This window comes from Streptomyces sp. NEAU-174, assembly GCF_052665095.1.
Map to the genome: position 1 here is coordinate 301,118 of NZ_JBQTCE010000007.1, position 22,232 is coordinate 323,349.

A 22,232-nucleotide genomic window follows, 5' to 3' on the forward strand; every position below is an offset into this window, starting at 1 on the left:
AGGACATGCCCACGCCGAGGATCCCGCTCCGCCCCAGCCCCAGCCCCAGCCCCAGCCACATCCTTGCGACGCGTGCCGCACGCGCCGCCCGCGCCACCCGCTCCCGGTGGCGCGCGCTGTGCGCGGCGGTCGTACTCGCCCTGGCCATCGGCCTCCTGGCCACCCCCGCCCAGGCCGAGGTCCAGCACCCCCGGCAGGAGTGGCTGCGCCAGTCCACCGCCGGGCTCTTCCTGCACTGGGGCATGTTCACCCACCCCCAGCACCGCGACTGCGCCACCTGGGAGCGCGATGTCACCGAGGGCGGCTGGAACGCCGACTACTGGGTGGACGAGGCGCGCAAGCTCGGCGCCTCGTACATCGTGCTCGCGACCTTCCACAGCAGGCTGGGCTACGCCCGCCCCTGGCCCTCGAAGATCCCCGGCAGCTGTGCCACCGAGCGCGATCTGCTCGGCGAGCTCGTGGCCGCGGCCAAGGCCAAGGGCGTGCACATCATCCTCTACATGACCGACGACCCGCAGTGGCACAACGAGTCGGGCACCGAGACGCTGGATTCGGCCGCCTACTCGAAGTACAAGGGCCAACAGGTGGACCTCACCACGCGCCGTGGCTTCGGCATGTACAGCTACGACCTGTTCCTCGAGGTCATGGACAAGTACCCGGAGCTGTCGGGGTTCTGGATCGACAACGACAACGAGTACTGGGAGGAGAACGGTCTCTACGAGAAGATCCGCGAGCGCCGTCCGGACTGGCTGCTGAGCAACAACAACGAAGACACGCCGATCATGGACACGGTCAGCAATGAGCAGAAGACCGGTATGACCCCGGCGTACGACTACCCCGCCGCGGTGACCGTCCCCATGCCCCGGCTGACCGAGGCCGACTACAAGCTGCCGACCACCGGCGACTGGTGGTACGACGGCGGCGACCACGAGGTCGACGCCCGGCTCAGCACCGGCCGTTACATCACCAACGCGGGCTCCTCCATCAAGTCGCTCATGGCCGAGACACCGATGGTGAACGGCAAACTCCCGCCACAGCAGGAGGAGTTCAACGACTTCATGGGCAAGTGGGTCGAGCCCATCCGGGAGTCGGTGTACGGCGTCGAGGGCGGCGGCTACATGTACGGCGGTATGCGGCCCGGCTTCTGGAACGACGGCGCCCACGGCGTGGTCACCGTGGGCCGGGGCGAGAACGGCGACCGCACCCAATACGTACACGTGGTCACCCGGCCCCGGACCGACATGGTGCGGCTGGGCGACAACGGCTACACCGTGCGCCGGGTCACCGATCTGCGCACTGGCGAGCCGATGCGCTTCAGCCAGTCCGGTGGCCATCTGTCGATCCTGGGCATCCAGGACTGGGATCCGTACGACACCGTCTTCAAGGTCGAGACCGACGGCCGGCGGCCCCTGTATCCACAGTCGGATGTCGGCGCCACCGCCACGTCCGCGCGCACCGGCCACCCGGCGGCCGACCTCGCCGACGGCGACTACGAGACCTACTGGGACAGCGACGGCGAGCTGCCTGTCTCGGTCACCCTCGACCTCGGCGCGCGCAAGCACGCCACGGCGCTGGCGGTGAACCAGCGCGAGTGGTCCCCGACGCACGCCCGGTCGTCCTTCGGCCGCCCCGAGGACTCCGCGCGCATCAAGGACTACCGCGTCTACGCCAGTGGCGACGGCAAGCGCTGGACCCAGGTGCGCTCGGGCACCCTGCCCAGTGCGCGCGGGGTGCGCACCATCGACATCGGCGACCGGACCGCCCGCTATCTGAAGCTGGAGGTGCGCAGTCTGTGGGGTGGTCCGCAGGCGCCGGAGTTCTACGACCAGCTGCGCATCGACGAGATCCAGGTGGCGTACGGCCGCTCGAAGACCACCCGCACCGCGCTGCCGCTGGAGGCGGAGGCACGGCAGAACCGGCCGTCGGGCGCGGCCCACTCCGTGGCGTGCGGCGCCTGCTCGGGCGGCCGGCGCGTCGACGGCCTCGGCGGCGGACCGCGCAACTCCGTGACGTACCGCGACGTCCGCGCGCCCGAACAGGGCGACTACCGACTCCAGTTGGACCACACCACCCCGGCCGACGCCTCCCTGTCGGTGAGTGTCAACGGCGCGGCACCGGTCGAGGTGCCCGTGACGGCGGACAGCCCCGACGCGCCGGAGAGCACGGCGGTGTCCGTGCCGCTCGAGGCCGGTGCCAATACGGTGAAGGTGTTCAGCACCGCCCGCCGCGGCCCTGGTCTTGACCGGATCGCGGTGGCCCCGCTGCCCCCGGCCTCGTACACCCCCAAGACCACGCTCACCGTACGGCCCCACGGTCTGCAATGGGTCGGCCCCGGGCAACGGTCCCTCACCGTCACGGCCACGCTCCGGCTGGACGAGGACGAGCGGCTCGACAACGTCAGCCTCGCCCCCCGGCTGCCGGCCGGCTGGACCGCGGACGGCGGGCCGGTGACGGCCCGGTCGCTGCGGCTCGGCCAGACGGTGCGGGGCACCTGGACCGTCACCTCCCCGCCCGGCCAGGACGCCGGGTCGGCCGACATCCCCGTCACGGCTGACTACGCGCTGCTCGGCCGGCAGAAGTCGGTCTCGGACCAGGTCCGGGTGCGGCCACTGCCCGCCGGCCGGATGTGGGCCCGGGAGGCGGAGGACTCGGCCAACCAGTTCGGCAGCACGGGCATTACCAACTGCGGGCCCTGCTCCGGGGGTGAGAAGGTGCGCAACATCGGCGGCAGCGCGCAGGCGGCCATGGTGTTCCCCGATGTGGTCGTCCCCGACGGCGGCGAGCACACACTGCACCTCGACTACACGGTCAACGGCACCCGCTCGTTCCAGGTGAGCGTCAACGGCGGCCCGGCGGCCAAGGTCACGGTGACCGACACCGGGAACACCACGCCACGCACGACCACCCTCCCCGTCACGCTGAAGCCCGGCGCCAACACCATCAGGATCGCCAACGACACCGAGTCCGCGCCCGACCTGGACCGGATCTCCGTCAGCTAGAGCGTTGCCAAGGAGGCAGGCCATGCATCCGAGACCTTCCCGCCGCGCGGCGCTGCGCACCGGCGGTCTGCTGGCGGCGGGCGCGCTGCTCCCGGAGCAGGCGTACGCGGCCACCCCGAACACGGGCACGGCCACTCCGCACACCGGCGCGGCCGCCGCCTACACCGGGGCGTGGCGCGCGGTGCCGGGGATCCTGGCCCGGATCAGGCCGCCCGCCTTCCCCCGGCGTACGTTCAGGGTCACCGACTACGGCGCGGTCGGCGACGGGCGGACGATGAACACCGCGGCGTTCCGGGCCGCCATCGCCGCCTGCCACCGCGCGGGCGGCGGCCATGTCGTCGTCCCCGGGGGCCGCTTCCTCACCGGCGCGATCCATCTGCGCAGCCGAGTGGACCTGCATGTCACCGAGGGTGCCACCATCGCCTTCAGCCCCGATCCGCGCGACTTCCTGCCGGTGGTGCTCACCCGCTGGGAGGGCACCGAGGCCTACAACTACTCGCCCTTCATCTACGCGTACGGCGAGCGGGACGTGGCGGTCACCGGCCGCGGCACCCTCGACGGGCAGGCGCGGCTCGGGCCGTGGGAGAGCTGGTACCGCGACAGCGGACCGCAGGGGGCCGACCAGAAGCTGCTGCGCGAGATGGGCTCCACGGGGGTGCCGGTGGCGCGGCGCGTCTTCGGCGACGGCCACCATCTGCGGCCGAAGATGGTGCAGTTCTACCGCTGCCGCAATGTCCTGGTCAGCGGCCTGACCATCGTCGATCCGCCGATGTGGACCGTACATCCGGTGCTGTCGAGCAATGTCACCGTGCGGGATATCACCGTGGACAGCACGCTCTACAACACCGACGGCTGCGACCCCGAGTGCTGCTCCGATGTGCTCATCACCGGCTGCCGGTTCAACACCAACGACGACTGCGTGGCCGTCAAGTCCGGCCGGGACGAGGACGGCCACCGGGTCAACGTGCCGAGCAGGAACATCGTCGTGCGCGACTGCCGGTTCTCCGGCCGCTGGGGCGGGATGACGGTCGGCAGCGAGATGTCCGGCGGGGTGCGGGACATCTTCGCCGAGGACTGCGAGATCAACCCACCGGACTTCCCCGGCCGTTATCCCGTCAAGTACGCGCTGTACGTCAAGGCGAACAAGAAGCGCGGCGGCTCCATCGACGGTGTGCACGTCCGGAACTTCACCGGGCGGGGCGTGGAACGGGACATCGCCTTCGTGACCATGGACTACAACGGTGGCGAGGGCGGGACGCTGCCGGTGTCCGTGCGGAACATCCACCTGGACCGGATGGAGATCGACGGCGCCCGGACCGTGCTGCGGCTGGTGGGCCTGGAGACTGACCATCTGCGCGGTGTGCACCTCTCCCGCTCCACCTTCACCGGCATCCGCGACCCCGACAGCATCACCCACACGGACGACCTGACCTTCCGGCGGGTGTTCGTCAATGGCAAGGAGGTGCCCCAACCCTGAGGCGGCGCGGGCGTGCCGTACAACCCTGGGACCACACACGGCCGGCACATCCCTCCCAAGAGGGAGGGGAGTTGGGGACGCACGGCCGATGTTCCCCGGCGCACACCACCTGAATGATCGTTCCTGTCCCGATACGCGACCGGAAGGAACGATTTCGTGCGTAGACGAGGTCTCGCGCCGCTGTTGGCCATCGGTGTCACGGCAACGTTGGCTCCCGCGCTCGCCACCTCCACGGCGAGCGCGGCCCAGGTCGGCACCGCCCAGACCGATACCGCCCAGGCCGCCGCCCCGGCGTCCGCCACCGCGAGCGCCCTGGACCCGTACGTCAAGCAGAAGCCGAAGTGGCAGCGGTGCGAGGCCGACAAACCGGCGGAGTACCAGTGCGCGACGATCAAGGTGCCGCTGGACTACCGGGCTCCCGGCGGCAAGCGGATCGACATGGCCATATCCCGGATCAAGACCACCACACCGGACAAGCGGCACGGCGTTCTGCTCGCCAACCCCGGTGGCCCCGGCGGTCCGGGGCTCGACATGCCGTTACAGATGAAGGACATGCTGCCCGAGTCCGCACGGCAGAGTTACGACCTCATCGGCTTCGACCCGCGCGGGGTGGGCCGGTCCACGCCCGTCACCTGCGGCCTGACGACGGAGGAGGAGAACTGGCTGCGGCCGTACAAGGAGGCGACATTCGACAAGGACGTCGCCTGGGCGCGGGATGTCGCGCGCAAGTGCCGTGCGAAGTCGGGCGCCACGCTCAAGCACATCACCACGCGCAACACGGCGCGGGACATGGATCTGCTCCGGGCGGTCCTCGGTGAGAAGAAGCTCTCGTACTTCGGCTACTCGTACGGGACGTACCTCGGCGCCGTCTACACCCAGCTGTTCCCCAGCCGGGCCGACCGGGTGGTGGTGGACAGCGCGGTCGATCCGGCGCGCGCCTGGCGGAAGATGATCCAGTGGTGGGCGGAGGGTGCAGAGCCCGCGTTCGACCGGTGGACCGCATGGGCCGCCGCGCGTTCCGAGAAGTACGGCCTCGGCGACACGCCGAAGAAGGTCGACCGGACGTTCTGGGACCTGGTCCAGCGGGCGAACGAGAAGCCCATCGAGATGGACGGGGAGAAGTACACCGGCGACGACGTCCGGAGCATGATGCGCCGCGCGGTCTTCAGCGTGCGGGAGGGCACCGACCTGGTCGTGGAGCTGAAGAAGGCCGCGGCCGGCCGGCCCGCCTCCGCGGAGAAGCTCCCGGATCCGGCCGGAACGCCGGGCCTGGCCGCCCGTTCCGCCGATGTACCGAGTGACAACATGACCGCGAGCTTCTGGGCCGTGGTGTGCAACGACAACTCGGCCGCCTGGTCCCGCGACCCCGAGAGCTACCGGCGGGACGCCATCGAGGACAAGGGCCGCTATCCGCTCTACGGCGACTTCGCGTCCAGCATCAAGCCCTGTGCGTTCTGGGACAGGTCGGTCGAGCGGGCCACCGTCGTGAACAACAAGGTCGGCTCGCTGGTCGTGCAGAACGAGTGGGACTCCCAGACCCCGCTGCCGAGCGGTCAGGCCCTGCACGCCGATCTGAAGGGGTCGAGGATGCTGACGGTCCTCGGCGGCGAGGGCCACGGCGTCTACCCGAGCGGCAACGCGTGCACGGACGGCACGGTGGCGGACTACCTCACCACCGGCAAGCTGCCGGCGAAGGACGTGACCTGCGAGGCGGCGGGCGACGCGAACGGCGGCTCCCAGGGGGACCGGAAGCGGGACGCCCGTCCCGGGGCCCCGCTTCCGCAGCGCTCCCCGGACCGCTTCTGACGGCCGGCGTCTGACCCACAGGCGACGGGGCGGAACCTCCAGCGGGTTCCGCCCCGTCCGCGGCGGCGGAGCGCGGCCGACCGGGTAGGAACACCGCGCCCGCCGACAGGTCACTTCGCCTGGTCGAGCCGGACCGCGTCGGGACCGGCCGGGAAGCGCAGTTGGCCGGTGGTGTCGTGCACGGCTCGCCACACCGTCTCCGCCACGTCGCTCTCCTTGGTGAACACGTCCTGGCCCGCGAAGTCGCCCATGGCCTTCTTCGCGAACGCCGCGTAGGGCGCCGGGACCTGCTCCTCCAGCGGGACATCGTTCGTCAGCCTGGCCCCGAAGTTCGTCGTCAGACAGGCGCCCGGTTCGACCGTCTTCGCCCGCACGCCGAAGGGCGCGAGTTCGAGCGCGAGGGATGAGGTGAACCCCTCGACGGCCGTCTTGCTCGCCTTGTAGACGGCCGTGAGCGGCATGTGCCCCAGCACCACGCTGGAGGTCACATTGACCACCACGCCGGAGCCGCGCTCGCGGAACTGGGGCAGCACGGCCCGGGTCGTCGCCATCGCACCGAAGGTGTTGGTCTCGAACACCTCCCGCACATGGGCCATCGAGATGCCCTCGAACACGCCCATCGACGGGATGCCCGCGTTGTTGACCAGGGCGTCGACGGGCCCCGCCGCCTCGAACGCGGCGGCGATGCTCTCGGGCCTGGTCACGTCGAGCTCGACGACGCGGAGCCGGTCCGACTCGGGGAAGACGCCCGGCCGTGGCGTCCGCATGGTGGCGATGACGTTCCACCCCCGCTCGTGGAAGTGGCGGGCAATCTCCCGGCCGTACCCGGACGACGTACCAGTGATCAGAACGGTGTTCATGGTGTGGCCCCTGCGATGTGGTGGGATCCGCGGAGGATCAGGCGACTCCTGCTCCGCGGGACGGCTTGCACTCCCATTGCACCGCTCCGACCTGCGGAAACGATAGAACTATCCTCGCCCGCGCTTGCACGATCCTCCCGGTGGCCCGCCCCCGCTCAGGGCAGGACGCCCGCGGGAGTGCCCACGGTGTCCCGCAGCCGGGCCGCGTCCCGGCTCGGGGGTGCGCCGAACTGGCGGCGGTACTCCCGGCTGAACTGCGACGGGTTGTCATAGCCGACCCGCTGACCGACCCCGGTGACGTCGTTCGGGTGGGTGGCGAGCAGCAGCCGGGCCTCCTGGAGCCGGATCTGCTTCTGGAACTGGATGGGGCTCATCGCGGTCACCGCCTGGAAGTTGCGGTAGAAGGCGGAGACACTCATCCCGGACCGGCGCGCCACGTCCTCTACCCGGAACGGCTCCGCATAGTGCTCACGGATCCAGCGCACGGCCCGGGAGATATGGCTGAGGCCGCTGTCGGCCAAGCCGAGCTGCCGGACCGTCGCCCCCTGCTCGCCGGTGATCACGCGCCACAGGATCTCGCGTTTGACCAGCGGCGCCAGTACCGCCCGGTCGCGGGGCTCGTCGAGCAGGCGCAGCAGCCGGACCACCGCGTCCAGCAGCGCCGCCGGGGCCTCGCTGACGGCGATCCCCGAGGGAACGCCTCCGCCCGCCGGGGGCGTGTCTCCGGGACCGGCTCGCAACAGCAACTCGGCGACGGCGGACGGCTCCAGCGTGAGACCGAAGCCGAGGGCCGGCTGCTCGGGGTCGGCCTGGGTGAACTGCCCCGTGACGGGCAGGTCGACGGATGCCACCAGATACTGCCCGGGTCCGTAGGCGTAGACCCGGTCGCCCAGCGCGAGGCGTTTGCTGCCCTGGGCGATGACCGCGAGCACCATGCCGGACATGGCGGGCGCCGGCGGATCCGGCCGCTCGACCTTCGAGACGAGGACGCCGTCGATGGCGGTGGTCCAGTCGGGCCGGGCGTGCCGGGCCAGCAGGGTGCGGAGCTCGTCGAGGTACATGCGTCCATTGCAGCACCGCGACCTCCGTCAGCCGTGCACGTTAAGAACAGAACTCCCTGCTCAATGGTGTCGGCAGAACAGGTGTCCTTACCATCGCAACGCCTGGCGCGAGGGAGCGCCACCGAGGTCAGGAGCGTTGCTGTGCACAGCACGAGTCGGAACGTACCTTCCTCCCTTCCGCGAAACCTGACGCGTATGCGGCGCACCGTGGCGTCGGCCGTCGGCATCGCGGGCGTCGTCGCGGGGACGCTGGTCAGTGCCGGTCCGGCGCAGGCGGCCCAGCCGCGCCCCGCGCCGGTCGCGTGCCCGGCGAGCGTGGGCGACAAGGCCACGTGTTACACCGGCAAGGACGGCAACGGGGCGTACTACGCGATCGCCATTCCGAAGAAGTGGAACGGATCGCTGATCGTCCACTCCCACGGCGGTCCCGACCTGGGCGACGGGTCCGATCCCGAGCGGAGCGTCGGCGACCTGGACCGCTGGTCGGTGATGGTGTCCGAGGGCTACGCCTGGGCCGGTTCGTCGTATCGGCGCGGTGGCTACGGAACGCGCATGGCGGCCGCCGACACGGAGAATCTGCGCCGCCTGTTCGTGGCGGACTTCGGCAAGCCCGAACGGACCTATGTACACGGCCAGTCCTGGGGCGGAAACGTCGCCGCCAAGGTCGTGGAGACGTACGGCGGGAAGCACGGCCCCTACGACGGCGCCCTCCTCACCAGCGGTGTCCTGGGCGGCGGCTCCCGGGGCTACGACTACCGCGTCGATCTGCGCGTGGTCTACCAGTACTACTGCCGCAACCTGCCCCGCCCCGACGAGCCGCAGTACCCGCTGTGGCAGGGGCTGCGCCCCGGGTCGACCCTGACGACGGCCGGGCTGCGCGCCCGCCTCCAGGAGTGCACCGGCTACGCCTCCGCCCCCGGGAAACGCACCGCGTCGCAGCAGCGCAACCTCGACGACATCCTCGCCGTCACCCGCCTTCCGGAGCGGACCCTGGAGTCCCACCTGCGCTTCTCGGTGTTCACCTTCCGCGACATCGTGCACAGCCGGCTCGGCGACCGCAATCCGTTCGGCAACCAGGGCGTGTGGTACTCCGGTTCACACGACGACACGGCGCTGAACGCGGGCGTGGAGCGCTTCGCCGCCGCCCCCGACGCCCGGCGTGACCTCTCCTACGACAGCGATCTCACCGGGCGCGTCTCCATCCCGGTGCTGACGATGCACGCCATCGACGACCCCACGGCGTTCGTCGAGCACGAGTCGGCGTACCGGGCGACCGTCGATGGCGCGCACCGCGGGAAGAACGTCGTACAGACCTTCACCAGGGAGAGCGAACACAGCGAGCTGAGCAACGCCGAGTACGCCGATTCCATCGCCGCGCTCGACTCCTGGGCGCGCACCGGAAACAAGCCCACACCGCGGTCCATCGCGTCCGCGTGCGCCACGTTCGACCGCGTCTACGACACCGGGTGCTTCTACGACCCCGCCTTCCACCCCAAGCCCTACGCCTCCCGTGTCCGGCCCCGGCCGGGCGGACTGACCTGGCCGGCCATGACGTCCGCCCAGGAGCGGGCCTGGAGCCGGATCGACGGCGTGGGCATCGCTCCCTGAAACACCCGCCGCCGGACCGCGCAGGGCCCGTTCACCCCGATGCCGGGCCCGCCTCGACGGTGTGGTCGAAGACGAACATATGGCCCGGGTAGTGGGTGATGGCGTACGGGGCCCGGGTGGCAGGGAGGGCCAGTTGGGGTGTCACCCCGCAGGCCCAGAACACCGGGACGTCACCGTCCTCGACCACCGGGGAGGGGCCGAAGTCCGGCCGGGCCAGGTCGGCGATGCCGAGCGCGGCCGGGTCGCCGATGTGCACCGGCGCCCCGTGCCCGGCCGGATAGCGGGCGGTGATCTCCACGGCGCGCGCCACCAGCCGGGCCGGTATCGCGCGCATGCTGACCACCAGCGGTCCGGACAGCCGTCCGGCGGGGCGGGTGGCCACGTCGGTGACGTAGACGGGCGGCGCCGCGGACTCCGGGGCGTACCGGACCGGGACGCCCGCCGCGCGCAGCGGGCCCTCGAAGGTGTGGCTGCAACCGAGGAGGAAGCCGACCGCGTCCGGGCGCCAGTGGGCGGTGATGTCGGGTGGTTCGGCGGCCAGTTCGCCGTCGTGCCAGACGCGGTAGCGCGGCAGGTCCGTCCGCAGGTCGGCGACGGTCGTGCCGAGCCGCACCACCGGGTCGCCCGGCTCGGTGACGGCGAGAACGGGGCAGGGCGCGGGGTTGCGGGTGCAGTACAGCAGGAAGTCGAAGGCCAGGTCGCGCGGCACGATCACGAGGTTGGCCTGCTGGTACCCGTCCAGCAGACCGGCCGTGGGCCCGGTCCACCGGCCGTCCGCCACCAGGCGCCGCAGCGCCGCCGGGGTGGCGGGGACGTCCCCGGGAAGGCCGTCTCCCGAAGGGGCCGTCACGCCAGTTCCCCGTGGCTGGACTCGGTGACGGTGCGCAGCGTCAACAGAGCGATCACCACGGCCGCCATCAGCAGGAAGCCCGGGGCGAGCAGACTGCCGGTGGCCGAGATCAGCCAGGTGGACAGATAGGGGCTGAGCCCGCCGCCGACGATGGTGCCGATGTTGAAGCTGAACGAGAGCCCGGTGTACCGCACCCGGGTCGGGAACAGCTCGGCGTAGGTGGGGTACGTGACGGACTGGACGACCGGCATCGGCAGGGCCAGCACCACCATGGCCGCGACGGCGAGCGGGAAGCTGCCGAGACCCATGACCAGCATGGCGGGGACGACCAGGACCGCGTACCCGGCGAAGCCGACCGTGATGAGCCGCTTGCGGCCCCACCGGTCCGACAGCGCCCCGCACATCGGCATCAGGACGGCCACGAACAGGCTGATCCCACCCATGATCCAGAAGGTGGAGTCCTTGGGGTAGCCGAGGTCGGTGGTCAGGTAGATGTTCATGAAGATCAGGCCGACCCAGTAGCCGCAGTTGGAGCCGATGGCCAGCAGGGTGACCTTCAGCACCGGGCCGCGGTGGCGGGTGAACACCTCGGTCAGCGGCGCCTTGGCCGTCGCCCGCTCCGACTTCGCCGCGAGGAAGCTCTCGGAGTCCGCGAGCCGGTTGCGGGCGATCAGGGCGACGGCGATCAGGGGCAGCGAGAGCAGGAACGGTATCCGCCACCCCCAGGCTTCGAGCTGGCGCTCGCTCAGCACGGTCGTGGTGACGCCCGCGACCAGCGCCGCGGCCCCGCCGCCGAGTGCCACCCCGACCGGGGTGAAGGCCCCGAAGAAGCCGCGCCGCCCGGCCGGGGCCGACTCGGCGAGATACGTGGCCGAACCGGTCACCTCACCGCCCGCGAAGAACCCCTGCGCGAGCCGCACCAGCAGCAGGGCGACGGGCGCGGCCACGCCGACGGCCTCGGCCGTGGGCAGCAGCCCGACGGCCGCGGTGGCGCCGCCCATCCCGGTCACGGTGAGGATCAGTACGGGCTTGCGGCCCACCCGGTCCCCGAGCCGGCCGAGCACGATGCCGCCCAGCGGCCGCATCAGGAACGCGCTGCCGAACACCGCGAGCGTGGCCAGCAGGGCGGCGGTGGGGTCGTCCCCGGGAAAGAAGTGCGGGCCGATGACCACGGCCAGATAGCTGTAGACGCCGAACTCGTAGTACTCGATGGCCGTGCCGGCGGCCGCCGCCACCGCCGCCCGGCGTGGGCCGCCGCGCGCCGCGGTGGCGGCGGCGGCCGCGTCCCCGGTGTCTCCGGGTGCCGTTGAGGCCGTTGGTACGCTCGTCATGGGTTCCTCCGGGTCTGACCTGTCCTTTGGCCGGGATGTGCTGTCAGTGCCGCCGGTACGGCGCCGGGGGCCCGTACGGCGGTCATCCGCGGGACCAGTCCTCCCGCTGATGACCGTCGTCCTGCCGGGCCGGGCGCCGCCACGCGGATGGCGGGTCAGACGGCGAAGAGCTGTCCGAGGTCGGCGAACGCCTTGAACTCCAGCGCGTTGCCCGCCGGGTCGAGGAAGAACATCGTCCACTGCTCACCGGGCTCGCCCTGGAAGCGGACGTACGGCTCGATCACGAACTTGGTGCCCGCCGCGGTGAGCCGCTCGGCCAGCTTCTGGAACTCCGGCACCGGCAGCACCAGGCCGAAGTGCGGCACCGGCACCTGATGACCGTCGACCGGGTTGGTCCCGGCGACGCCGTCGCGCGGCGTTCCGGACGGGCCGTCGCCGACCTGGTGGGTGACGACCTGGTGGCCACCGAAGTTCCAGTCGATCCACTTGGTGTCCGAGCGGCCCTCGGCGAAGCCGAGCACCTTGCCGTAGAACTCCCGGGCGGCGTCGATGTCGTCCACCGGGATGGCCAGGTGGAAGGGGACGAGGGAGTCGGGCTGAGCGGTCATGTACCTATCTCCTTGAGGTGTTTCCGCGGGTCGCGGGTTGCGGGTTCAGTGGACGGGGGCGAGCCGGAGCTCGTCCCCGGGGAGGGTCTGGCCTACGAGATCGATGTCGGCGTCGGTGACCACCCCGATGACGGGGTAGCCGCCGGTGACCGGATGGTCGGCGAGGAAGACGATCGGCTCGCCCGACGGCGGCACCTGGATGGCGCCGCGCACCGTCCCCTCGCTGGGCAGGTCGACCGAGCCGATGGCCAACGGCGGCCCGGTCAGCCGCGCGCCCACCCGGTCGCACTCGGCGGAGACCCGCCAGGGCGTGGTGGTGAGCCGGTGCCGGTCAGCGGCGTCGAACAGCTCGTGCCGCGGGCCCCAGCGGAACCGGACGGTGGCCGGGCCGCCGCACGGGACGACGCTGAACGCCAGCTCCAGCGGGACCGCCGGAACCGGGCGCACCGGGCCGAGGCCGTACTCCGCCCCGGCGCGCACCGGGTCGGGGCCGAGCCCGGTGAGGGAGTCGCGCGAGGTCGACCCCAGCACCCGCTCCGCCTCGATCCCGCCGGAGACGGCGAGGTAGGTGCGGCAGCCCGCCCAGGGGCGGCCGACGGCGAGCACCGATCCGGCGCGGAGCCGCAGCCGCGGCGCGCCCTCGACCGGCACCCCGTCGACCGTCAGCGGCGCCGGGGCCCCGGTGACCGCCACATGGCGGGTGGTGGAGAGGGTGATCGCGAGGCCGCCGAGGGTGACCTCCAGGGCCGGGGTGTCCTCCGGGTTCCCGGCCAGCCTGTTGGCGAGCCGGAAGCTGCGCCGGTCGGCAGGACCGGAGGCGGGCACGCCCAGATGCGCCAGCCCCGGACGGCCCAGGTCCTGCACGCTGGCCGCCGGCCCCGCCGCGACGACCGTCAGGACGGCGGGCTCGGGGCCGGTGCCGGGGTCCGGTGACCGGTGCCGGGGGCGGACCCGGCGGCCCGGGGCGGCGGAGGTGACCGTCATGGCGCCACCACCTCGAAGACGATCCGGTCGCCGACCGCGAGCCGGTTGGGCGGTTCGGCCGTCACGTCCCACAGCCGGGTGGTGGTGACGCCGATCTGGTGCCAGCCGCCGGGGGTTCCGCCGGGGTAGACCACCGTCTGGTTCCCGGCGATGGCCACCACCCCGGCGGCCACTCGCGGGCGCGGGCTGGACAGCCGGGGCAGCCGGAGGCTCTCCGGTACGCCGTCCAGATACGCGAAGCCGGGCGCGAAGCCGAAGAAGCCGACCCGGTACTCCCCCGCGCTGTGCCTGCGGGCCACCTCTTCCGGGGCCAGGCCGAGGCGTTCGGCGACCCCGGGCAGATCGGGTCCGTCGTAGCGGACCGGGATCACGATCCGCCTGCCGGGCGGTGGTCCGGTGGGGTGGGCGCCGGGCCCGTCGAGCACGCTGCGCAGTCCGGCGGCGAGCTCGCCCATCCCGGCCGCGGTCTCCGCCACCACCAGCACGGTCCTGGCGGCGGGCACGACCTCCCGCAGCGCCGACGCCCAGGGCTGGGCGCGGATCGAGGTGGCGACCTCGGCGGGGTGCCGGTCCGCGCACTCGATCAGCCAGCCCCGGTCGCCGGCCCTCCGCAGAATCGTTTCGCCTGATGTGACGTTCACAGCCGTGACGTTCACCGACGTGACGTTCACAGGCGCGACGTTCACGGACGTCGCGTCCGCCGGGGTCACGGCCGCACCCCGACCCGGTCCGCGGCGGCACCGGGCGGGCCCACCGCGACACCTCCCGACGCCAGCGCCTCCCGTACGGCGGCGGCCAGCCCCACCGCGCCCGGGGTGTCGCTGTGCACGCACAGCGCGGCCAGCTCGCCGCCGTCCGGGGCGATCCGTACGACGCCGCCGCTCACCGAGACCACCGTCCCCGACTCCGCCATCCGCAGGGCGCGTTCGGCCGCCTCGGCCGGGTCGGTGATCAGGGCGCCGGGCGCGGACCTGGGCACCAGCAGCCCCTCGTCGGTGTAGCCGCGGTCGATGAACCCCTCGGCCAGCGGACGCACTCCGGCCTCCAGCGCCCGCTCCCAGACCGCGGTGCGCGGCTGGCACAGCAGCGGCAGCGTGCGGTCGTAGAGGGCGACGGCCTCGACGATCGCGGCCGCGTGCCCGGTGTGCCGGGCCGCCGCGTTGTAGAGCGCGCCATGGGCCTTCACATAGCCGACGCGCCCGCCCGCGAGCCGGGCGAACACCTCCAACGCGCCCATCTGGTACAGGAGTTCGTTGACCAGGGTGGCCGGTGGCACCTCGATGAAGCGGCGGCCGAAACCGGCCAGGTCGCGGTAGGACACCTGGGCCCCGATGGCCACGCCCCGGGCGGTGCTCGCCTCGCAGGTGCGGCGCAGGATGTCGGGGTCCCCGGCATGGAATCCGCAGGCCACGTTGGCCGCGGTGACCTGGTCCAGCAGCTCGCCCTCCTCGGCCGGCCCCCAGACCCCGAACCCCTCGCCCACATCGGTGTTGAGCGCGAGGGCGGTCACCGGGCCGACTCCGCCCAGTACGCCTGGAGGGCGCCGCTGCTGTTCTCCCAGGCCGTGTGGAGCCCTTTCTGACCGCCGTCGATATGCGCCGTGATCTGCCGGGCCAGCTCCTCCGCGTCCCCGTCGGCCAGCGCCCGGACCATCGCGGCGTGCTCATGGTGGACCCGGCCGTACGCGCAGGTGCCATGGACGTAGAACCGGGAGTACGGCTCCAGCCGGTGGTACATCTGCGAGATGATCTCGTAGCGCATGGGCAGCCGGGACAGCCGGTACATGTCCAGGTGGAACGCGAGGTTCGTCCGCGACCAGATATCGGCGCCGGACCCCGCGGCCCGCTCCATCGCGGTCGCCATCTCCTCGAACCGGCTGATGTCGCGCCGGGAGACCCGCTCGGTGACATGCTCGGCGAAACTCGGCTCGATGAGCCGCCGCAGGTTGTAGATCTCGTCGATCTCCTCGAGGTCCAGCACCGTGACGAACGTGCCGCGGCCCGGCGTCGAGCGCAGCAGACCCTCGCTCGCGAGGGTGCGCATGGCCTCCCGCAGCGGGATGCGGCTCACCCCGAAGCGGTCGGCGAGTTCGTCCTGGACCAGTCGGTGGCCCGGCGGATAGACGCCCTCGACGATCAGCCGGCGCAGCTCGTCGGTGAGGGCGTCGGCGCCTTGGGCATCACCGCGGCGGCCTCTGTCTTCTCGGCTCATATACTGTGTATACAGTGCATGCACCGGATGTGTGAAGGGGCGGACCACGGAAAGTCCGCCCCTCAGGTTCGCTCTCAGGTTCGCTCTCCGGGCCGGAGCCCCTCAGCCGCCCGTCAGGGCGCGGTCCAGGAGCGGGAGCAGCCGGTCCCAGTGGCGCCGCAGCGCCGAGGGGCTGAAGGCGTCGGTGTCGGCCATGGTGAAGCCGTGGATGGTGCCGGGGTAGATCTCGGTGGTGTAGTCGACACCCGCGGCGTCCAGTGCCTGGTTGAGCTCGCCGATGGCCTCGGGCGACATATCGCCTTCGGCGAGGCCGATGTGGGCGTGGGCGGTGAGGTCGGGGACGAGGCGGTGCGGGCTGTCGGGCGCGTCGGTCACCAGGAAGCCGGGGTGGAATCCGGCGACGGCGGCCACCTGACCGGGGTGGGCCGTCGCGGTGCGCATCGCCAGGGCGGCGCCTATGCAGTAGCCGATCACACCGACCGGTCCGGCGCCGACCTCGGGCCGGGCCGTGAGAAACCTCAGGTAGGCATCGGCGTCGCGCAGGATCCGTTCGGTGGTGTGCGCCATGATCAGGGGCATCAGTTGGCCGATGACCGCGGGCCGGACCTCCTCCCCGATGTGCTCGGGAAGTTCGATCACCGGTGCCGGTCCGTGCCGGTAGAGGAAGTTGGGGACGAGCACGTAGTACCCGTGCCCGGCCAGTTCGCGGGCCATCTCCCGCAGCACGGGCCGGATGCCGAAGGCGTCCGGGTACAGCAGCACCCCGGGGTGCCGCTCGCCACCCTCGGGGAAGGCGGCGAAGGCGTCGGCCTGACCGTCCGGGGTGGGAATCCGCAGTGTGGTGGTGGGCAAGGTGTTCCTTCCATGGAGTCCGCTCAACAAGCGTCTGTGGCACTGACGTTGCCTGACGTTGTCGGCGCGAGCGAACGTACATCGTCAGCCGGACTCACGCGACCACGCGGCCGGACCGGCTGGTCGACGAGGGCCTGGCCCGGGCCGCCGCCCACACGTGGACCACCACGCCCGGGCCTCCCGACCCCGGCGGGGTCCGGCGGGCTAGCGCGCGCTGGACGCGGGCGCGTTGAGGTCCCGGTGGACCGCGCGGGCGACGCCCTCGATGGTGGCGATGCCGTCGTCCATCGTGGCGTTGTCCTGCGAGAGCACCGTGATCGTGTAGTCGTGGTCGCCGCCGGTGAAGGCGCCGAGGCTGTGCACCCGCCAGCCGTTCGTGGCCCGCTCCAGCCAGCCGTTCTTCACATGCACCGTTGCGTCGTCCGGCGCGCCGGCCGGGGTCCCCCAGCGCTGCGAGGGGATGACCTCGCTCGTCAGCTTCAGGATGTAGCCGCGGGAGTCCTCGCTGAGCACCGGGTTCGCGTGGGTGACCAGGTTGAGGAGCTTTTCCTCGTCGTTGGCGGTGATCTGGGTGAGCCCCCAGTGCCCCTCGCCGTCGAGGACGGTGTCGGTCATCCCCGCGGCCTGGAGGAACCCGTTGATCTTGTCCGCGCCGAGCTGCTTCCACAGCGCCGTGGTGGCATCGTTGTCGGACTTCGTGATCATGGCGGTGGCGCGGTCCTTCTCCTCCTGCGTCAGGGCGCGGCCGTCCTTCTGCGCGTCCCACAGCAGCGTGCCGAGCACGGTGACCTTGACCGTGCTCGCGGAGTCGAACGTCCGGTCCGCGTCAAGAGTGCAGGTGGTGTTCGTGGTGCGGTCGTGGAGGCTGACCGCCGTCGTGGCGGTGGAGCCGTCCAGTGCCGCGTCGATGTCCTCGGAGAGCTTGTCGGCGAGCCCCGGCCGGTCCGAGGTGCAGATCGCCGCCTGCGGGGTGGCCGCGTGAGCCGACCCCACGGAGGCGATCGTCGGCACGAGTGCCCCCGCGGCCAGCGCCGCTCGTGACGCCAGCGTGGTCCGGGGAAGCCGGGATATTCGTCGGTGTCGCCCCATGGTGTGCCTGTCCATTCGCTCGTGGTGCGGTTCATGACGCGGGGGCTTCGCTCCGTCGCGAAGACATCCCGCTAGTCCAGCACTGGAGGACGAACAACCGGTGCACGAGGTTCAAAAATGTGTCCGAATCTCACAAGATCGCTCCACAACCGGCACAGCGCCACGGCGCCCTCGGTGATCGGCGAGCCGCCGGTCCGTCGCTCGGGGCGGGCCGCATCGTCGAGAATCGGAATAGTCGAGAATCGGAATTGAGACAGGGGCCGGGCCGGAACGGGAGAAGGCTGTGAGCGCACAGCGGATCGACTACCAGGCGGTGTTCGCCGTCACGCCCAGTCCTTATCTGGTGCTGACCCCCGACCTGGTGATCGTCGAGGTCAACGAGGCCTATCTGCGGGCCACGGGCCGGACCAGGGACGAGCTGATCGGCCACTACCTCTTCGAGGTCCACCCCGACAATCCGGCGGACCCGGACGCCGACGGGGTGCGCAATCTGGATGCCTCTCTCCAGCGGGTCCTGCGCACGAAGAAGGCGGACACGATGGCGGTGCAGAAGTACGACGTCCCCGTCTCCGGGCGGCCGGGAGTGTTCCGGGCCAAGTGGTGGTCGCCCATGAACACCCCCGTCCTCGGACCCGACGGAGAGGTGCGGTGGATCATCCACCGGGTGGAGGACATGACCGAGTTCGTGCTGACCCGCCCGCCGCGCCCGAGGCCGGACGCGGGCGGGGAACGCGAGGCGATGGAGTCCGAGCTGTATACGCGGGCGCAGGAACTCCAGCACCTCAACGAGGAACTCCGCGAGGCCCACGACCGGGAGCGCCGCACCGCCCTCACCCTCCAGGAGGCCATGCTGCACTCCCCGGACCTGGCCGGACACCGCGAAATCGCCGTGCGCTACATGCCCGCCGCCCGGTCGCTCAATGTGTGCGGCGACTGGTACGACGTGGTGGACCTGTCCCCGGACACCTTCACCGTCGCGGTCGGCGATGTGGTCGGCCACGGCCTGGAGGCCGCCGCCGTCATGGGGATGCTCCGCAGCGCCCTGTCCGCCGCCGTCCGCGCCATCAGCGAGCCCGGCAGAGCGATGGACGTCCTGAGCCTCTACGCCCGCAGCTTCGAGGGCGCGCTGGCCACGACCGCGGCCAAGGCCGTCGTCGACACCCGCCGGCAGCGCATCACCTACACCAGCGCCGGCCACCCGCCACCGGTCCTGGCCCGGCCGGACGGCACCGCCGACCTGCTCGACCAGGCCACCAACCCCCCGCTGGGCCTTGTCACCGACCACCTCCCCCGCCCGCAGGCCACGGTGTCCTACACCCCGGGTGACACCCTCGTGCTCTACACCGACGGACTCATCGAACGCCGTGACGAGGACATCGACGTCGGACTGCGCCGGCTCACCGACACCCTCGGCCGCCACACCTCGCTCAGCCCCGACCAGCTGGCCGACACCCTGCTCACCAGCCTCGGCGTGGCCGAGGGCGGACGCGACGACATCGCCCTGATCGTCGTCCGGCTGTGAGTCTGCCGGCTGTGAGTCCGTGACACCGGCCGTTTCTAGACTCGGCCCATGGAGATCACCGACAGCACCGCCCTCGGCCGCGACCTCGCCCCCACCGGAGTGCTCCGCGCCGCCATCAACCTCGGCAATCCCGTCCTCGCCCAGGGCAGTCCGGACGCGCCCGGCGGTGTCACCGTCGATCTCGCCCGTGAGCTGGCCCGGCGCCTCGGCCTGCCCGTGGAGTTCGTCTGCTTCGACGCGGCACGCACGTCCTACGAGGCCATGGCCACCGGCCACGCCGATCTGTGCTTCCTCGCCATAGAACCGGCCCGCGAGGCGGAGATCGCGTTCACCCCCGCGTATGTGCATATCGAGGGGGTGTACGCGGTCCCGGCCGGGTCCCCACTGCGCACACCGGAGGACGTGGACCGCCCGGGCATCCGTATCGGGGTGAAGCGGGGCTCCGCCTACGACCTGTATCTCACCCGCACCGTGCGCCACGCCACCGTGGTCCGGGGCCCGGAGGGCGTGGACGTCTTCCACACCGAGAAGCTGGAGGCCGCGGCGGGAATCCGGCAGCCGCTCACCGCGCACCTCGCCGAACGCCCCGAACTGCGCCTGGTCGAGCCCGCGTTCATGACCATCCGGCAGGCCGTAGGAACGACGAGAACACGGCGTCCGGAGACGGTGCGCTTCCTGAGCGAGACCGTGGCCCACCTGACGGCCTCCGGGTTCGTGGCCGAGGCGCTCAGCCGGTCCGGACAGAATCCCGCACTGGCCGCGCCGACGGAGCAATGACCGAAGCGGAGCGCCGTTCCTCTGGCACCGTTCGGTGCACCGCCACCCTTGTGGCATGCGGCGGTTCGGACGGGGACGGCGACAAGGCCGGGCCCACGAAGAACACCGGCTCCAGCGGCGCCGCCGAACCCGGCGGTGAGCGGACACCCGACGCCATGGCGAGCAGCGCCGGCGGTCGGCCCGTGGCCGGAAGCGCGCCCTCCGAAACGATCAACAAGCAGAATGACGTGGCCCAAAAATGCCCCGCACTCCTGCTCCACCCGACCCGCGGGGCTGCCCACCACCCACTTTCCCCATCCACGGAAGAAGTTCCATGACCGACACCGCATCCACCCGCCCCACCGCCGCCATCGCCCGCCTCGTCATACCCGCGGCCCTGGCCGCGGCGGTCGCCGTCCTCGTCGGCTACCTGATCTTCGACGCCGCCGGAGCCGACTTCGACGTCACCATGTCCGGCACCGAGAGCACCGTCACCGCGGTCCAGGCGTGCCTCGCGGCCTTCCTGGTGAGCCTGGTCGGCGGCACCGTCGCGCTGCTCATCGCGCGCCGCACGGCCCAGCCGACGCGTACCTTCGCCGCGATCGTGACCGTCGCCGTGGTGCTGTTACTCGCCGGGCCGCTGGTGGGCGCCGACCAGGCCCTGACCGTCGTGGCGCTCGAAGTGCTGCACCTGCTCGCGGCGGCAGCCGTACTCCTCGTCGTCCTGCCGCGCATCGACACGACCACGACCACCACCACGTCGACGGACGCCTGACCGCGTCGCGCCCGTGAGTGCCCCGCGACTCTGGGCTCATGCGTGCCGCCTCGCCGCACGCATGAGTTCAGGGTCGGGGCACGTGTTTCAAGCAAAACCGGCCGTGCCACCGCTTGCCCCGCCCTGACCCGGCCGCCGCGGCCCGAGGCGGGCGGTGACGTCGCGAACCCGAGCTCGAAGCGCGATGATCCCGTTTCGGCGGACGCTCGGTGACTTTTGGGACAACCCGCGGTCACGGAAACCTCAACAGGCCGCCGCACACACCTACTTCTTGGCATATGTTGGGCGCATGAGCGAACATGACCTGGAGCCCCGGCCTCCGTCCCCACTGGTGGAAAAGATAGACAGCGCGCTGGCAGTACTGATCCTCGTCGGTATCGCCGGCGGATCGTTCTGGCTGGCCTCGGGCCTCACCTCGTCCTACATGGTGCTCTTCAACTGACGCGCCCGCGCCCGGGCCGTGCCGCCCACCGGCCGGCCCGGGCGCGGGCGTCGGCGTCAGCCGGTGGTGAAGTAATGGCCGTCGTCGAGGTCGGCGATCAGGCCGGGGTGGACCGGCTCCCAGTCCAGCAGCCGCCTGGTGTCCGCGTTGGGCATGGTGATGTCCAACGTGCTGAACGGGAAGCCCGTGAAGTGGTCCGCGGCCCGTTCGGCCGGGATGCTCACGGCCGGGACGTTCAGATGGCGGCCGATGGTCTCGGCGATCTCGCGCACCGTGATGCCCTCTTCGGCCGCGGCGTACAGCTGCGAGCCGGCCGGGGCCTTCTCCAGCGCCAGCCGGTAGAGGCGGCCGACGTCCAGGGTGTGACCGGCGGGCCAGCGGTTGGTGCCGTCGCCGACGTAGCCGGACACGCCCGTGTCGCGGGCGATCTTGATCAGCATGGGGATGAAACCGGTCCTGTCCCGCGTGCTGTGTGTCACCGGCGGGATGGCGACGAGCACGGTCCGCACGCCACGTTCGGTGAAGTCGTTGATCAGGCGCCCGACGGCGGAGCGGGGGTTGGCGTCTATCGCCGCGTCGCGCAGCGGGTCGCCGGTGTGCGTGAGCCCGACGCCGATGAGGGTCTTGCCGGTGCCGGCCAGCGCGTCGCCGAGTGTCCGCACCACGGCCAGGTCGGCCGCCACCGCCTCGGCGAACTTCCCGGCGGGGATGGCGTCGTGGTTGAACGCGAGATGGACGACCGCGTCCGCGTCGGCCGCGGCCTCGCGCAGACCGTCCAGGTCGTCGAGGTCGCCGCGGCGCACCTCGGCGCCCAGGGCTTTGACGACGGCGGCCGAGGCGTCGGACCGGGCCAGGCCGACGACCTCGTGTCCGGCCCCGATCAGTTCGGGCACCACGGCCGATGCGATGTGGCCACTGGCACCGGTGACGAAAACACGCATGGGTAGCTCTCCTGGAGGGATGCTCCGCCCGGGCGGAGCGAAGTGATGTGACTTGGTACC

General features: G+C 71.6%; 20 protein-coding genes. 8 read left to right on the forward strand and 12 right to left on the reverse strand.

From position 1 onward, the window contains the following. Positions 1-5: 5 nt before the first annotated feature. From ACT2CW_RS22050 to ACT2CW_RS22060, 3 genes are all read left to right on the forward strand, one after another. Complete coding sequence (locus ACT2CW_RS22050; RefSeq protein WP_445517937.1) at positions 6-2,999, forward strand: alpha-L-fucosidase; 2,994 nt, start codon at positions 6-8, stop codon at positions 2,997-2,999. A gap of 22 nt (positions 3,000-3,021) precedes the next feature. After that, complete coding sequence (locus ACT2CW_RS22055) at positions 3,022-4,476, forward strand: glycoside hydrolase family 28 protein (protein ID WP_445517938.1); 1,455 nt, start codon at positions 3,022-3,024, stop codon at positions 4,474-4,476. 156 nt (positions 4,477-4,632) lie between these two features. Next, a complete protein-coding gene (locus ACT2CW_RS22060; RefSeq protein ID WP_445517939.1) occupies positions 4,633-6,282 on the forward strand; it encodes an alpha/beta hydrolase in 1,650 nt (549 codons plus the stop codon). A gap of 110 nt (positions 6,283-6,392) precedes the next feature. On the opposite strand, the gene ACT2CW_RS22065 is transcribed toward ACT2CW_RS22060, so the two are convergent. Further along, complete coding sequence (locus ACT2CW_RS22065) at positions 6,393-7,142, reverse strand: SDR family oxidoreductase (RefSeq protein ID WP_445517940.1); 750 nt, start codon at positions 7,140-7,142, stop codon at positions 6,393-6,395. Positions 7,143-7,297: 155 nt separating this feature from the next. Beyond that, entirely contained in the window at positions 7,298-8,203 is a 906-nt protein-coding gene (locus ACT2CW_RS22070) for an AraC family transcriptional regulator (protein ID WP_445517941.1), read from the reverse strand. Between the two features lie 195 nt (positions 8,204-8,398). Here ACT2CW_RS22070 and ACT2CW_RS22075 point away from each other — a divergent pair, with 195 nt between their 5' ends. Beyond that, a complete protein-coding gene (locus ACT2CW_RS22075; RefSeq protein WP_445517942.1) occupies positions 8,399-9,811 on the forward strand; it encodes a hypothetical protein in 1,413 nt (470 codons plus the stop codon). Between the two features lie 31 nt (positions 9,812-9,842). On the opposite strand, the gene ACT2CW_RS22080 is transcribed toward ACT2CW_RS22075, so the two are convergent. From ACT2CW_RS22080 to ACT2CW_RS22120, 9 genes are all read right to left on the reverse strand, one after another. Further along, positions 9,843-10,661: a putative hydro-lyase gene (locus ACT2CW_RS22080; protein WP_445517943.1), complete on the reverse strand. Its 819-nt coding sequence runs from the start codon at positions 10,659-10,661 to the stop codon at positions 9,843-9,845. Beyond that, positions 10,658-11,992 carry an MFS transporter gene (locus ACT2CW_RS22085; RefSeq protein WP_445517944.1) on the reverse strand — a complete coding sequence of 445 codons (1,335 nt, stop codon included), beginning with the start codon at positions 11,990-11,992 and terminating at the stop codon, positions 10,658-10,660. The genes ACT2CW_RS22080 and ACT2CW_RS22085 overlap by 4 nt, the downstream gene beginning before the upstream one ends. Positions 11,993-12,147: 155 nt before the next feature. After that, complete coding sequence (locus ACT2CW_RS22090; RefSeq protein WP_445517945.1) at positions 12,148-12,600, reverse strand: VOC family protein; 453 nt, start codon at positions 12,598-12,600, stop codon at positions 12,148-12,150. A 45-nt stretch (positions 12,601-12,645) separates the two neighbouring features. Beyond that, the gene (locus ACT2CW_RS22095; protein WP_445517946.1) at positions 12,646-13,584 is read right to left on the reverse strand and encodes a 5-oxoprolinase subunit C family protein; all 939 of its coding nucleotides are present in this window, start codon (positions 13,582-13,584) and stop codon (positions 12,646-12,648) included. Next, positions 13,581-14,225 (reverse strand): 5-oxoprolinase subunit B family protein, encoded by a 645-nt coding sequence (locus ACT2CW_RS22100; protein WP_445517947.1) that lies wholly within the window; start codon positions 14,223-14,225, stop codon positions 13,581-13,583. Before ACT2CW_RS22100 ends, ACT2CW_RS22095 begins: the two co-directional genes overlap by 4 nt. 65 nt (positions 14,226-14,290) lie before the next feature. Then, a complete protein-coding gene (locus ACT2CW_RS22105; protein ID WP_445517948.1) occupies positions 14,291-15,094 on the reverse strand; it encodes a LamB/YcsF family protein in 804 nt (267 codons plus the stop codon). Next, positions 15,091-15,795: a GntR family transcriptional regulator gene (locus tag ACT2CW_RS22110; RefSeq protein ID WP_445517949.1), complete on the reverse strand. Its 705-nt coding sequence runs from the start codon at positions 15,793-15,795 to the stop codon at positions 15,091-15,093. Before ACT2CW_RS22110 ends, ACT2CW_RS22105 begins: the two co-directional genes overlap by 4 nt. Before the next feature lie 102 nt (positions 15,796-15,897). After that, a complete protein-coding gene (locus tag ACT2CW_RS22115) occupies positions 15,898-16,647 on the reverse strand; it encodes a dienelactone hydrolase family protein (RefSeq protein WP_445517950.1) in 750 nt (249 codons plus the stop codon). A 204-nt stretch (positions 16,648-16,851) separates the two neighbouring features. Beyond that, entirely contained in the window at positions 16,852-17,736 is an 885-nt protein-coding gene (locus ACT2CW_RS22120) for a serine hydrolase (protein WP_445518125.1), read from the reverse strand. 283 nt (positions 17,737-18,019) lie between these two features. Between ACT2CW_RS22120 and ACT2CW_RS22125 the strand changes: the two genes are divergently transcribed. The 4 genes from ACT2CW_RS22125 (at position 18,020) to ACT2CW_RS22140 (ending at position 21,231) form a co-directional block, all read left to right on the forward strand. Further along, entirely contained in the window at positions 18,020-19,258 is a 1,239-nt protein-coding gene (locus ACT2CW_RS22125) for a PP2C family protein-serine/threonine phosphatase (protein ID WP_445517951.1), read from the forward strand. A 48-nt stretch (positions 19,259-19,306) separates the two neighbouring features. Continuing rightward, positions 19,307-20,035: a transporter substrate-binding domain-containing protein gene (locus ACT2CW_RS22130; protein WP_445517952.1), complete on the forward strand. Its 729-nt coding sequence runs from the start codon at positions 19,307-19,309 to the stop codon at positions 20,033-20,035. Positions 20,036-20,348: 313 nt separating this feature from the next. Continuing rightward, positions 20,349-20,789 carry a DUF6069 family protein gene (locus ACT2CW_RS22135; protein ID WP_164425616.1) on the forward strand — a complete coding sequence of 147 codons (441 nt, stop codon included), beginning with the start codon at positions 20,349-20,351 and terminating at the stop codon, positions 20,787-20,789. 289 nt (positions 20,790-21,078) lie between these two features. Next, positions 21,079-21,231, forward strand: coding sequence for a hypothetical protein (locus ACT2CW_RS22140; RefSeq protein ID WP_166483172.1), 153 nt, complete (start codon positions 21,079-21,081; stop codon positions 21,229-21,231). A 56-nt stretch (positions 21,232-21,287) separates the two neighbouring features. On the opposite strand, the gene ACT2CW_RS22145 is transcribed toward ACT2CW_RS22140, so the two are convergent. Continuing rightward, positions 21,288-22,172, reverse strand: a complete 885-nt coding sequence (locus ACT2CW_RS22145) for an SDR family oxidoreductase (protein WP_445517953.1) — start codon at positions 22,170-22,172, stop codon at positions 21,288-21,290. Positions 22,173-22,232 lie beyond the last annotated feature (60 nt).

Bases quoted from the DNA above. Each gene is read 5' to 3' on its own strand.
- ACT2CW_RS22050 (WP_445517937.1), top strand. From the start codon at position 6: ATGCCCACGCCGAGGATCCCGCTCCGCCCCAGCCCCAGCCCCAGCCCC.
- ACT2CW_RS22055 (WP_445517938.1), top strand. From the start codon at position 3,022: ATGCATCCGAGACCTTCCCGCCGCGCGGCGCTGCGCACCGGCGGTCTG.
- ACT2CW_RS22065 (WP_445517940.1), bottom strand. From the start codon at position 7,142: ATGAACACCGTTCTGATCACTGGTACGTCGTCCGGGTACGGCCGGGAG.
- ACT2CW_RS22070 (WP_445517941.1), bottom strand. From the start codon at position 8,203: ATGTACCTCGACGAGCTCCGCACCCTGCTGGCCCGGCACGCCCGGCCC.
- ACT2CW_RS22075 (WP_445517942.1), top strand. From the start codon at position 8,399: ATGCGGCGCACCGTGGCGTCGGCCGTCGGCATCGCGGGCGTCGTCGCG.
- ACT2CW_RS22085 (WP_445517944.1), bottom strand. From the start codon at position 11,992: ATGACGAGCGTACCAACGGCCTCAACGGCACCCGGAGACACCGGGGAC.
- ACT2CW_RS22090 (WP_445517945.1), bottom strand. From the start codon at position 12,600: ATGACCGCTCAGCCCGACTCCCTCGTCCCCTTCCACCTGGCCATCCCG.
- ACT2CW_RS22095 (WP_445517946.1), bottom strand. From the start codon at position 13,584: ATGACGGTCACCTCCGCCGCCCCGGGCCGCCGGGTCCGCCCCCGGCAC.
- ACT2CW_RS22110 (WP_445517949.1), bottom strand. From the start codon at position 15,795: ATGAGCCGAGAAGACAGAGGCCGCCGCGGTGATGCCCAAGGCGCCGAC.
- ACT2CW_RS22120 (WP_445518125.1), bottom strand. From the start codon at position 17,736: ATGGGGCGACACCGACGAATATCCCGGCTTCCCCGGACCACGCTGGCG.
- ACT2CW_RS22130 (WP_445517952.1), top strand. From the start codon at position 19,307: ATGGAGATCACCGACAGCACCGCCCTCGGCCGCGACCTCGCCCCCACC.
- ACT2CW_RS22135 (WP_164425616.1), top strand. From the start codon at position 20,349: ATGACCGACACCGCATCCACCCGCCCCACCGCCGCCATCGCCCGCCTC.
- ACT2CW_RS22140 (WP_166483172.1), top strand. From the start codon at position 21,079: ATGAGCGAACATGACCTGGAGCCCCGGCCTCCGTCCCCACTGGTGGAA.
- ACT2CW_RS22145 (WP_445517953.1), bottom strand. From the start codon at position 22,172: ATGCGTGTTTTCGTCACCGGTGCCAGTGGCCACATCGCATCGGCCGTG.